Origin of the sequence: Legionella shakespearei DSM 23087 (assembly GCF_000373765.1) — a bacterium.
In the GTDB taxonomy this organism is placed as follows: domain Bacteria; phylum Pseudomonadota; class Gammaproteobacteria; order Legionellales; family Legionellaceae; genus Legionella; species Legionella shakespearei.
Genome location: NZ_KB892436.1, coordinates 1 through 12426 on the forward strand (window position 1 = coordinate 1; position 12426 = coordinate 12426).

The window sequence follows — 12426 nt, forward strand, 5'->3', positions numbered from 1 at the left end:
CCCAGTATGGGCAGTGGCTCCAGTTCCCCCAGCATGGGCGGTGGCTCAGGTTCACCGAGCAGTGATAGTGGTTCCAGTTCTCCTGGTTCGGGTAGTGGTTCCAGTTCACCGAGCAGTGAACATGATGACTCAGTTTCTTCAATGTCAGCTATGCCATCATCTTCAGCAAAAATGACGCCTATGCCAAGTACCACAACTTCAGCAACGGCTGATTTTGAAGCATCATCTTCTAGCCAATATGATGAGCAGGCGAGAGCACATAATAACAAACAAGATAAATTAATGGGGCTGCCTGATCTACAGCATCCCGATGAATCACACAGTACCAGAGCGGTGGGGACTGCATAATTACGTGATCATTCTAATTTTTGATCTCTTAGTAAAGTAATAAGTCACGAGGATGTCGAGTGGATCGTAGGTCAGGTGCTTCGCCCATAGCTGTCAGGCTAAGCCCCACGCGCTGCCATTAAGTTAAGCGATACTCCACCGTACCGCGGCTTGTCCGCGGTATCCAGAGATCTAAGTTCGGAGTGACATTCCTGGATCCCGCGGACAAGCCGCGGGACGGCGGAACTCCTTAACTTAATGGCAGTGTTCCCAACCCTTTCCCGCGATAAAGGTATGATTATTAATATAATTCCTTTCGCTGGCGGTGGGATTATCGTTCCATTAATTTGTGCGGTAAACTTTCGATGCGGCCAGCTTGCGTCACTACAACATAATTTAACTTACGCTGTAATTCACTGATTGTATCCGCACCTGCATAAGTTAAACCTGAGCGCAAACCACCAACGATGTCGGCGATTATAGAGTCGGTATTGTCTTTGTAGGGCACTTCTGTAGCTACGCCTTCAGCGGTTTTCCACTCATTCATTTGGCCATGGAAGTCTTCCTGGGCTTCTCGTGAAGCCATACCACGATAGCGTTTTACTTTATTGCCGTCTTTATTGAGAATGACTTCGCCTGGAGTTGGAGCTGTTCCTGCCAACATTCCGCCAATCATGACAAAGTCAGCGCCAAACGCCAGTGCTTTAACTATGTCTCCAGAAGTTTTAATGCCGCCATCTGCGACAATAGAACGATCAGAGCGTGAGCAATCCTGAATACAGGTCAGCATGGGAACACCAAAACCGGTTTTGATTCGTGTACTGCATACAGAACCGCCGCCAATTCCTGCTTTAATGATGTCCGCACCGCAGGATGCCAGATAATCTGCACCAGCATAAGTTGCGACATTTCCGGCCATAATGCAGCGATCAGCAAGCAGTTGGCGTAAGTTTTTTAAGGTTTTACCTACATATTTGGCATGGGCATGAGCTACGTCAACACAAAAATAATCAGCACCCGCATCACGCAGTGCTTCCGCCCTTTGCAAGTCTGCATCAGTACAACCAACGGACACAAAGACCTTGCCTTTACATTTCTTGAATTCGAGGATGTTTTCTTCGATGGTCATAAAGCGATGAAGAGCGCCCATGGCTCCTTTCTCGTGCATAAAATTAGCCATATTACTTTCAGTAATGGTGTCCATATTGGAACTGATTACTGGAAGATTCAGACTAAGTTTACCTAAACGATCCGTACTGCTCGTATCAACCACCCGTCTTGACTCATGGTGGTTGTACGAAGGCACAAGTAGTACGTCATCAAAGGTGATGGCCTGGTCAGTCATATTATATCCTCGTAAAACGCGTACTATAAATGCTCAGCGGCATAAAATGCAAGTCTTGAACGTTCTCCACGTGTTAAAGTCATGTGCGCGCTGTGTTCCCAGTGCTTAAATCTGTCCACAGCAAAGGTTAAGCCTGAAGTAGTTTCAGTCAGGTAAGGGGTATCTATTTGCTTGATGTCCCCCAGGCAAATAATTTTACTGCCTGGGCCTGCCCGGGTTACCAGAGTTTTGATCTGTTTGGAGGTAAGGTTTTGCGCCTCATCAATAATAATATAGCGATTAAGGAAGGTACGTCCGCGCATGAAGTTTAAGGAACGAATTTTAATTTTGTTTTGCAACAAGTCCTGAGTCGCGCCGCGGCCAAAACTACCGCCAACCTGTGAGCCATGCAGCACTTCAAGGTTATCCATTAAGGCGCCCATCCAGGGAGTCATTTTTTCTTCTTCTGTACCAGGTAAAAAGCCAATGTCTTCACCAACAGGAATAGTCACCCGGGTCATTAATATTTCATTGTAACGGTTTTGATCCATAACCTGAGTCAGACCGGCAGCAATGGTTAACAAGGTTTTTCCTGTTCCTGCGGAACCTTGCAGGCTGACAAAATCAATATCCGGATCCAGCAGTAAATTTAAAGAGAAGTTTTGCTCTCTGTTTCTGGCCGTAATGCCCCAGACTGAATGTTTGGTTTGCGTGTAGTCACGTACCAGTTGCACGACTGCACTTTCTTTATCCAGTTTTTTCACTATAGCCTGGAATTCATTGTCTTCGGTACTGATGCAATCATTAGGATTCCATTGGGCTACCAGTGGGCCTGAAACCCGATAAAAGGTTTTGCCGCTTTCTTGCCATGAACCCATGTCTTTGGCATGAGTATCCCAAAAATTGTTATCGAGGATGTGTAAACCGCGGTGCAGCAAGTTAACGTCATCAAGTACCTGATCATTGTAATAATCTTCAGCAGGTATGCCCAGGATACCTGCTTTAATACGCAGGTTAATGTCTTTGGAAATAATAATAACCTGCTTGTTGCCTTTGAACTTTTTCTGTAATCCCAAAGCGGTTGCAAGGATGGTATTATCTACTTTGTGTCCGGGCAAAGTGGAAGGAACTACCTGATCAAACTCATCGGTTTGAAAAAACAGCTTGCCGCTGCTTCTTTTGTTGTTTGAACTGATAAAACTGGGGATGGCTAATCCTGAGACAATTTGTTCATGAGAGGCGTTGCTCATTAACTCTACTAACATACGGTTGGTTTGTCGAACGTTACGCGCTAGTTCAGAAGTCCCGGTTTTATGTCGGTCCAGCTCTTCCAGCACGACCATAGGCAGATAGATATCATGCTCATCAAAATGATATATAGCTGTAGGATCATGCATTAAAATATTAGTATCCAGCACAAACAGCTTAGAACCAGTATTGATAGTATCCATAATATTCACCCTTTCAGCTAAAATAAGGTTTTTGATAATTCAAATGAGCTTTAAGTTTTTGAATTACCTATCTTCATTGTGCTGAGCTATGAGAATTACGTCAAGAATTATATTTTACTGTAGAGGAATGAACAGATGCTTTTCTTCAGTAAAAGGTCAGTTCCTATCGAGCAAGAGACAAGATCTCTCCCTGACCTATTACTTTCTTTAGGCACTGGTTCAAAAATGGTAGTTGAGGATAAGAAATTCACAAAATAAAAACTGATGCAGGCCGCAAGCTAGTGTTGCAGCCTACATTATCTGACCAATTAGGCTTAATGGCCACATTTATAGTTAATAATGTAATTTTTATCACTTCCACTTACGGTTACGGCACTACCGGCAGAATTTGAGCCCTTTTTACTTTTACCATCCATATCGCGTTTTGCACCAGTAAGATAAAACGTTAATACGGCAACAGGTGCCTTATTCCATTCTTCATCTACATACTCGTCACCACTATCTGAACTCTTTGTCAGACATTTAGAAGAACCAGTATTTTTACTGTCTTTTGCAATTGTAATGGATATTTGCTGATTACTTTCACCTCGTTCTACATACCAAACACTTTGCTGCGCTTGACCTGGCTCAATTTTCATAGGATTTTGGCCACTATTATAAGAAACTTTAGAATATCCTGTATCTACTTTTGCTTTCAGATTAATACACTGGCAGTTATTTAACAGTTTGAAAAAAAATTTTGATCCCGCATTGACTGAAAATGGTAGTAACAAAATCAAAGAAGCACATAATAAGTTTCTAAAATAAACCATAACTATCTCCTTTGCAGATTGGGATTACTGGACTTATATCGTATCCATATGATATTGAGTATAGAAGTGAGATAACAAAAAATCAATTCAGATACTTTTTCCTGCATCCAATAGTTTTGGCAGTTGTTTAATTCATATAAGCTCTAAAGGTCAAATCAATACTGTTTCCATTTGAATTAAATGAATAATTTCCGTATTGATAGTTATTCAGATTGACTGACGAAAAAGACTGTTTGATAGCGAAATCATGAGTATATTCAATCCCGACACTATAATATTCCTGCAACACCAGTCCAGCGCCAACACCGACACGGGCATTAACAGTCCAGTTGTAGTTGTCTGTAAGGGGTGTATTAAATTCTTTAAAAGAGTATCGGTTATAGCCTGCTCCTGCGAAAGCATCAAGATACCAATGCTGATTTTGCATGGTTTCAAGAACCACATCAACAAAACCACCGCCCTGACGCTGATAAGAATAGCCCGTAGGGATTCCATTAACAACCAGTGGGGAATAGACATCATTTTTCAAATTGGAAAAACCTTCAGCTCCAATACGTGCACCAATGAGCCAGCATGGGGCAAAAAATTTGAGATCAGTAATATTCAGCGCGCCATGCAAGCCGCTGCTTCTAAAGGAATCAGCATTGAATACGTTTTGTGGAAGAAAGTGGGTATTGCTGTTGGTGTGAAAACTCGAGGCGCCCAGATTCATTTGAAAGGCGGTCAAATCAAAAAAATTACCCCGTACCTCGGAATAGGTTTTTAAAGCATAAACTTGTGTTGTAGATGTTGCAAGTATCAGAAAAGAGATTAAAAATTTATTATTGTCCATGCGTGATTACACCTGATTGTGAATACCATTTCATTGTTGAAGGCCATATTAGAATGCTTGATAAAAATATTCAATATCTTTTGCTTTGTTCGCCAAATTTACGGTAATATGCAGCACATTTATGGTGGTTACATGGTTAAGTTTTAATGTTGTAGGGAAAATACGGATATGCGATTTTTTTTAGTCACGTTTTTAGCAATTATGCTGACTTCATGTGCCAGCACAACAAAAGAAGTTGAAATACAAACACAGATGTCTACCAGGGAGTTGGCTCAAAAGGGAGTACAACTCAGCAAAGCAGGGCAATACGCGGCAGCACGCCAATACTTTTCACGTGCCTTGAAAAGCGATCCTAAAAATTGTCATTTGCATTTTTTAAATGCGCTTTCTTATCAGCTTGAGGGGAAAGGCAATTATCGTTTCCTTGATCTGGCGGCAGCAGGCTATCAGACAACCATAAAATTTTGCCCTCAGGATCCCTGGGCATATTATTACCTTGGCTTAATCTATTACCAGAAAAAAGAGTATTCTGCAGCAGAGCTTAATCTGGCCAAAGCGCTGAAATTGGGTAAAGGTAAAAGCAAAGTCCCGTTTTTTAAAGCTTATGTTTTAAGCGCGCAAAAAAATAATGACCATGAAAATATTGAGGTGATGATAAAACAGCTGGAATACCTTTCTCCAAAATCACCGGTGTTGAAAGAGATAAAAGTCATTGCCAGACGTATGCCACGGGCTCAATTCATCCAGGAAAAAATAGCCATGGATACCTCTGATCCAAAATTTGGCTCCAAACCTGTACGTCATCGTAAAGATAACAAACAAGTATTTGTGGATGCGGTTATTATCCTGTCGCGGGAAACGGATGAAAAAAGCAGAGGGGTTAATCTGCTCAATGGCTTGCAATTACAATATGCCCTGACTACCGGAACTACACGATTTGGTACCAGTAACTGGGGGCAGTATGCTGATGCATTGAATAAATATCCTGTTTTGGGAACTACAGGCGTCAACCCGGATTTAAACTATTCCTCATTAGTGACTAATGCCCTATCTATTCCAACCATTACTTATAACATGAATATATTTAATGATTTCTCTGAACATGATCAAATTCTTTCTCGCCCTACTTTATTAGCAAGAGAAGGCAAAACTGCAGAGTATTTTTCGGGTTCGGATTTGTTAATTGGCGTTGCCGGGGTCAATATTGGAGAAGTACAAATAATCCCGGTTGGCTTGAGAATGACGGTCACCCCTACTTTTTTAAAGGATGGATCTCTTGATTTGGATGTGAATATAGGTCGTGAATTTCTCACCGAAGGCGCAAGTTCCACCGTAGGCACGTTTGAAACTGCCGCCCGCACCATTAAGGAAAACACCCATACTTCCGTGAATATTCGCTATGGCGAAACAGTCATCCTTAGCGCCTTATCAGAAGACTTTAATTCTGCTACCGGTAATAAAACACCAGGCATAGGTGATCTTCCTTTGTTGCGTTACGCGTTTAACCGAAAAAGTAAAAAGAGACAAAATACTTCATTATTGGTTCTGTTGACCCCTCAGTATTACACGTCGTTCAAAAATCCTGAATATGCTCCTGATAATTACAGTAATGACATCAGACGCTATATTACGAAATATATTAATCCTGTTTCGAGTTTGCCAGTCTTGTTAAAACACTTGGCTAAAAATGATATTTATACGACAAATAAAGTGTTTAATAGTGATTTTTATAATAAAGTCTTTGTGGATTGGGCTATGGATGAGAATTATGGCTCTATTGATGAGTTTTAGCCGGGATGATTAAATTGAGACAGTTTTTAGTATTGATGTTATTTCTTCTTCAGTCAGTAAGTCATGGTGCTGGTGGCGGTGGCTCACATTGCGCAAAAAATATCCCTCAGCGCGATAATTTTGTTGCTACGACGTTAATGGTCTATCAGGCAATCAACTGTTTGAGTGATAGAATAGATAGCCTGGAGCAACAGTTGGCAGGTAAGCCTGAACCCGTTTTACAGATTATTCCGGCGATGAAATATGATTCTTTAACCTATCTGCAACCTGCTATTGCCAAAAATGGTGATAAAGCGATTTTATCCATTTATTTTACGAATCAGCTTAATGAAGAAAAGACGATTACGGTTTCGTTGATGGATCTTTCTGCAAAACTGCAGGCGGAAGTACTATTGAAATCAAAAGATAAAAGCAGTGAGCAAATAGATATTAACCAAATCAAAAAACTCCCAGAACAATTTAAAGGTTATGCACTGATTAAATTCAACCCCGCTGTTGATCCAAAGAGTCCTCCAATTTTACCCGTTATTTTCCTGACCAGTAACGGGTAACCACATCGTCCTGAGCGCGTCTTTTTGCGCGAAGGATCTCCAAATACAGGCACCATGCCGGTTTCAGGAGATCCTTCGCGCAAAAAGACGCGCTCAGGACGACGTGGAGCGGGAGGATAGACTCGCAAAAATATGTCGGAGCAAAAATAATACATGATCTTCGATTCATATCTATAATTAAAGAGGTGTACATTAAAAGGGTCAGAAAATGAATTATAAAATGAAAGCAGCGTTCATTGGTCTGGGGTTCTTACTGTTAGGTCAGCTCAGCTATGCAGATGAAGACAGTAACGATCCGCCAAAAAACTGTAGTGATTACACTTCTTCAGCAGATTGCGCCAGTATGAAAGATGGGTTCATTTGTATTTGGTCTAATGGAGCCTGCGTTGAAGATAAGGATGATGATTAAGGCAGCAAGATAATTGGTCCGGGGGTGATCTTCTCTTGCTCAATGTTAAATCATGCTCTGTGCCGCAACAAAAATTCCGCTTCCTCACGGTCGCGGCTCGGTTTCCGGTGCACGATGAAGTATCTGCGAACGCACGAAAACCGAGCCGCGACCGTGAGGAAGCGGAACAGTGATACTGGCAGGGACTGTGTTTCTGCCCTGAACCCCTGGATCCCTCGGACAAGCCGAGGGATGTCGGAGTCAATCCCGGATTGTGTGCTCAGAGGGGTGTAGAAGAGACAGCTGCAAGAGCAGCTTCCATTCCCTGATAAAGCCTTTATGCCGTGAATCTTGTCATGCGTCCTGCTCTTAGTTCTTTATTGTTAAAGATGACCAAAGCACATAAGGCTGCAAAAAACAGGTAGAGTCCAACTGGATAAAGCGTGGTATGGTTTACCAATTTTCCCGCATAAGTTCCAAAGGCAGCAAAACAGAGTAAAACAAGACTGCGTATAGCTGAGGCAGAGCCACGGTAATTATCAAAGCATTGCAGGGCTCTGGAGGTGGTTCCTCCCCAAAGTAATGCGGAGCTGAAAATATAGAAGCCTAGCATTACGGCATTAAAAATCTGATAATCAGTCCAATGTAAATATTCACCGGCCAACAGGATCAAACTGCTCAGCAGGGCTATTTGAATCCCTAGAGCAATGGTTTTATCTACACCAAAACGCTTGAATAATTTGGATGCCAAGAGTGAACCAAACACAAAACCTGTCGCGGTGAGCATTAATAACAAGCCCATGGTATCCGGGCTAATATTGGCATGTGAATAATAGAAAGGTGCCATGGTGAGAAAGCACCATTCCCCACTGTTTAACAAGCCAAAAAGAGCTATGTAGGAAATAAAGGTTTTATTTCTGATAATTAGCCCATAAATGCTAAAGCGTTCTTTTAAGCTGGATGGTGTTGCTCTGTGAACAGTATTTTGCCGTGGCAAAATGAACATAAAGAAACATAAAATGGCTGAATAGATGGCAATGCAGTATAAATTGGCTTGCCAACCGTAAAGTACATCGAGTTTTCCGCCTACAGCCGGAGCGAATAAAGGGAGTATTGAGGTCAGGCTGCCAATCCAGGCCATGATGCGTGCGCCTTCATCTTTGGGGAAGAGATCCTGAATTAAAGCCCATCCGGCAACCGGAACTACGACTGCACCAGTTCCCTGCAGGAAACGGCTGACTAAAAGTAAGTTAATTGAGTTTGAATAAATCCCGAGCAAAGAACCAATGCAAAATATTCCCATACCTAAAAACAGAGCGGGCCTTCTTCCCAATTGGTCAGCGATCATCCCCCAGAAGAGAACAGTAGAAAATTGGCCGATCATAAAAATGGATATCAGTGTTTTGGCATCATTCGATGACACTGAGAAATGCAGGGCTATTTGTGGCAAACTGGGTAATAAAATATCTGTTGCTATCAGGCTGAGTATTGACGAGGCAATAACTATAAACAGTTGAACATTGCGATTTAACATAGTGGACTCTTGACAGCTGATTATTGCAGATCATTGGGCGAACCTATAATAACAAAAATTAATTAAATATTCTACAAAATGTTTATTTTAGGCCAGAAGAACTTAGTCAGTGAGTTTGAGCATGGAGGGTTTTTTTTGGAACGATATGAGTCATTTTTTGACTAAATATAGAGGGTAGACTACCCTTTATAAGGTGTAATGCTTTAATGATTACATCATTTTGTTAATTACCAAGGAGAATGGTATGAAAAGATGTTTGATATTATTGAGTTTCTTATTTGCATCAGTGACAGTAAATGCTCAATCTGCTTCTGTTGCTGATTATGAATTTTTAAAAGCAAAAGTACCCAGTATGACACAAGATCAGGCTGGTCTGATAATGGCCGAATGCGGTAAAGAGGGACACAAAACTGCTGAGGCTTGTTACCCCATACTGAAAAAGCACGGAAATTGCATCCATTTTCCTAAAGGTACAAAGTTTTGTCCTCCATTGTAAAGCATTTTCCAAGTGTAATGCTTAAATTAACGTGAGTTTTGGATAAGAAAGTTGTTTGAGCCAGTGTTTACCTCGAACCGTTCGAGATGAGGAAGTGCGATAGCGCTGTCTCGAAGCCTTGGCACTGTACTAAGGCTTCGAGACGAGGCTACCGCCTCTCCTCAGCCCGAACGGCATCGAAGTAACGACTGGATAAAACACGCTTCTTATCCGAAACTCATATAAGTTAAGGAACTCCGCCGTCCCGCGGCTTGTCCGCGGGATCCAGGGATCTAAGTTCGGAGTGAGATTTCTGGAGCCCGCGGACAAGCTGCTGGACGGCGGAGTATCGCTTGACTTAATGGCAGCGCTGGTAGGGGTGACTTATTACCCGGCTGCAAGCAGACCGGGCTACAGCCCTTCCCTGATAAGGGTTGACCTTTTATTAAAGTGAAGTAATCCAGATAGACGCTTTACAGCTCATTAAATTTTTTAAAATTAAACCAAGGTCTTTAAGGTATTTAAAACGTCTTCTACATGTCCCTTAACGCTGACTTTTCTCCATTCCTGTCTCAACACACCTGTCTTGTCGATGAGGAATGTACTGCGTTCAACACCAAGATGCTGTTTGCCGTACATCGATTTCATTTTAATCACATCAAATAACTGACATAATTTTTCATCGCTATCGCTGATTAACTCAAAAGGAAAATTCTGTTTGGCTTTAAAATTTTCATGCGATTTGAGACTGTCTCGTGACACGCCAAACACTATGGCATTTAATGCTTTAAACTGTGGATAGGCATCACGGAAATCTTGTCCCTCAGTAGTGCAGCCTGGTGTTGCATCTTTAGGGTAAAAGTAAAGGATAACAGTCTGCCCTTTATAATCACTTAAATGCGCTGTCAGGTTACTTGTTGCTGTAAATTCAAAATCAGGTACTGTATCGCCTGTGTTCATTCATTTTCTCCTTGATCATGCTTTGACTGTTATCTGGCCTGTATCTGTCCGTTATTTGTTTTTCATCAGCCGCGATCGGTCTCTGTGCCAATCACGGTCTTTTATAGTATCTCTCTTATCATGTTCCTTCTTACCCTTGGCAAGCGCAATTTTTATCTTTATCTTATTTTTTTTCCAATATAAGGATAAGGGCACTATAGTGTAACCTTGTCGTTCCACACTACCGATGAGCTGACTGAGTTCCTTGCGGTTTAACAGCAATTTCCTGGTTCTGTCCGGTTCCGGAATTGTATGAGTTGATGCGGTCTGTAACGGCTGGATTTGCGCGCCCAGTAAAAAAGCTTCCCCATATTTAATAATCACATGCGCATCGGACAGATTGACCTTTCCAGCACGCAAACTTTTTACTTCCCAACCCTGCAGTACAAGGCCTGCCTCAAATTGATTTTCAATAAAATAATCAAAGCCTGCTTTCCTGTTGAAAACAATCGATGAGTCTGTTTGTTTTTTGGTAGTCATGAGACACCTGAACTGTAGAAAAAAGTTATTATAGCTGATGTATGGGCAATTGAGGACAGATACAAGGACGAGTTAACGATTTAATCGGAGTTGTAGCCTGTATTAGCGAAGCGTAATACAGGATCGAAGTGGCAATTTCCCGTATTACGCTTCGCTAATACGGGCTACGAATTTACTTCGGAAACCGTTCGTCCTTATAATCCTGCGGCAATTGAGGATAAACGCGTTCCAGCTTTTCATCCACTGCTACTCGATCATCAAAAACAAAACATTTGCCTTCCCAGAGCGATTCTTCTGATGGCATCACTTCAATGTATTTCAGGATTCCATCATGGAGTTGATATACATTTTCAAAACCCTGCTCTTTTAAGTACGCAGTGGATTTTTCACAGCGAATGCCGCCAGTACAAAACATAGCGATTTTTTTATCTTTCTTATCGCTCAAATGTTCTTTCACGTATTGAGGAAACTCTCTGAAATTTTCTGTATTAGGGTTAATCGCATTTTTAAAAGTACCCAATTCAAATTCATAATCATTACGGGTATCAATTAAAATCACTTCAGGATCCTGCAGCAGTGCATTCCATTCTTCCGGATTAAGATAAGTACCAGGAGTTTTTGTAGGATCTACTCCCTTGATGCCCATGGTAACAATTTCCTTGCGCAGTTTCACCTTGGCTTTATCAAAGGGGTTTTTATCATCAAAAGTTTCTTTGAAATTCAGATCTGCCAGACGCGCATCGCTGTGCATGTATTGATAAAACAGATCCATGTCCTCCCGTTTGCCAGCAAAGCCGCCATTGACCCCCTCTGAGGCCAGAATAATCGTACCTTTAATACCAATTTCCCTCATTTTATCCAGTATAGGCTCTCTCATGCTTTCAAAATCATCAAGAGGAATAAATTTATAAAATGAAGTAATAACTATCTCTTTCACGTGCTAACCCAAAAATAACAAAAATAATTGGCAAAAATTACCATTTACTCACAATTTAATCAATAGGAATGAATTAAACGCAGGAAATTTACCTGGATTCGGAGTGGGACTGTGTAGCCCGGTCTGCTTGCAGCCGGGAGGTGTACGTACACCCACTGCCATTAAGTTAAGGAGTTCCGCCGTCCCGCGGCTTGTCCACGGGATCCAGGAATCTCATTCCGAACTTAGATCTCTGGATACCGCGGACAAGCCGCGGTACGGCGGAGTAGCGCTTAACTTAATGGCAGTGGTACGTACACCATCCCGGCTGCAAGCAGACCGGGCTACGGCTCCTGGGCCATTCCCTGATCCACGTCGTCACCAGCTCTACGTCGTCCTGAGCGCTTCTTTTGGCGCGAAGGATCTCCTGAAAGTGGCATGGTGCCAATATTTGGAGATCCTTCGCGCCAAAAGACGCGCTCAGGACGACGTAGTTTATCAGGACAAAGTGAGTCGGCTACTCCCTGTGACGTAATCTGTAAGGTA

Annotated in this window: 13 protein-coding genes; 5 read left to right on the top strand and 8 right to left on the bottom strand. The window is 42.0% G+C overall.

All coding sequences use genetic code 11. From position 1 onward, the window contains the following. Window positions 1–348: hypothetical protein (locus tag B094_RS16335; protein WP_040524399.1), on the top strand; the 348-nt coding region annotated here is incomplete at its 5' end. Window positions 349–658: 310 nt separating this feature from the next. On the opposite strand, the gene B094_RS0114515 is transcribed toward B094_RS16335, so the two are convergent. From B094_RS0114515 to B094_RS0114530, 4 genes are all read right to left on the bottom strand, one after another. After that, on the bottom strand, window positions 659–1672 hold the full coding sequence (locus tag B094_RS0114515; RefSeq protein ID WP_018578547.1) for a guanosine monophosphate reductase: 1014 nt from the start codon (window positions 1670–1672) through the stop codon (window positions 659–661). A gap of 23 nt (window positions 1673–1695) precedes the next feature. Continuing rightward, window positions 1696–3102 (bottom strand): PhoH family protein, encoded by a 1407-nt coding sequence (locus B094_RS0114520; protein ID WP_018578548.1) that lies wholly within the window; start codon window positions 3100–3102, stop codon window positions 1696–1698. Window positions 3103–3416: 314 nt separating this feature from the next. Then, window positions 3417–3914: a hypothetical protein gene (locus tag B094_RS0114525; RefSeq protein WP_018578549.1), complete on the bottom strand. Its 498-nt coding sequence runs from the start codon at window positions 3912–3914 to the stop codon at window positions 3417–3419. A gap of 127 nt (window positions 3915–4041) precedes the next feature. Next, window positions 4042–4746, bottom strand: a complete 705-nt coding sequence (locus B094_RS0114530; protein WP_018578550.1) for a hypothetical protein — start codon at window positions 4744–4746, stop codon at window positions 4042–4044. 168 nt (window positions 4747–4914) lie between these two features. On the opposite strand from B094_RS0114530, the gene B094_RS0114535 reads away from it, so the two are divergent. The 3 genes from B094_RS0114535 (at window position 4915) to B094_RS0114545 (ending at window position 7497) form a co-directional block, all read left to right on the top strand. Then, window positions 4915–6537: a hypothetical protein gene (locus B094_RS0114535; protein ID WP_018578551.1), complete on the top strand. Its 1623-nt coding sequence runs from the start codon at window positions 4915–4917 to the stop codon at window positions 6535–6537. Window positions 6538–6542: 5 nt separating this feature from the next. After that, complete coding sequence (locus B094_RS0114540) at window positions 6543–7088, top strand: hypothetical protein (protein WP_018578552.1); 546 nt, start codon at window positions 6543–6545, stop codon at window positions 7086–7088. A 208-nt stretch (window positions 7089–7296) separates the two neighbouring features. Beyond that, window positions 7297–7497 carry a hypothetical protein gene (locus tag B094_RS0114545; RefSeq protein WP_018578553.1) on the top strand — a complete coding sequence of 67 codons (201 nt, stop codon included), beginning with the start codon at window positions 7297–7299 and terminating at the stop codon, window positions 7495–7497. A 316-nt stretch (window positions 7498–7813) separates the two neighbouring features. Here B094_RS0114545 and B094_RS0114550 read toward each other — a convergent pair whose 3' ends face one another. After that, window positions 7814–9010 carry an MFS transporter gene (locus tag B094_RS0114550; RefSeq protein WP_018578554.1) on the bottom strand — a complete coding sequence of 399 codons (1197 nt, stop codon included), beginning with the start codon at window positions 9008–9010 and terminating at the stop codon, window positions 7814–7816. A gap of 244 nt (window positions 9011–9254) precedes the next feature. On the opposite strand from B094_RS0114550, the gene B094_RS0114555 reads away from it, so the two are divergent. Next, window positions 9255–9506, top strand: coding sequence for a hypothetical protein (locus B094_RS0114555; protein WP_018578555.1), 252 nt, complete (start codon window positions 9255–9257; stop codon window positions 9504–9506). Between the two features lie 477 nt (window positions 9507–9983). On the opposite strand, the gene B094_RS0114560 is transcribed toward B094_RS0114555, so the two are convergent. The 3 genes from B094_RS0114560 to trhO all read right to left on the bottom strand — a co-directional run bounded on the left by B094_RS0114560 (window position 9984) and on the right by trhO (window position 11901). Next, window positions 9984–10445, bottom strand: coding sequence for a peroxiredoxin (locus tag B094_RS0114560; RefSeq protein ID WP_018578556.1), 462 nt, complete (start codon window positions 10443–10445; stop codon window positions 9984–9986). A 51-nt stretch (window positions 10446–10496) separates the two neighbouring features. Continuing rightward, window positions 10497–10964 carry an SsrA-binding protein SmpB gene (gene smpB, locus B094_RS0114565; protein WP_018578557.1) on the bottom strand — a complete coding sequence of 156 codons (468 nt, stop codon included), beginning with the start codon at window positions 10962–10964 and terminating at the stop codon, window positions 10497–10499. Window positions 10965–11136: 172 nt separating this feature from the next. Further along, window positions 11137–11901 carry an oxygen-dependent tRNA uridine(34) hydroxylase TrhO gene (trhO, locus tag B094_RS0114570; RefSeq protein ID WP_018578558.1) on the bottom strand — a complete coding sequence of 255 codons (765 nt, stop codon included), beginning with the start codon at window positions 11899–11901 and terminating at the stop codon, window positions 11137–11139. Between the last annotated feature and the right edge of the window lie 525 nt (window positions 11902–12426).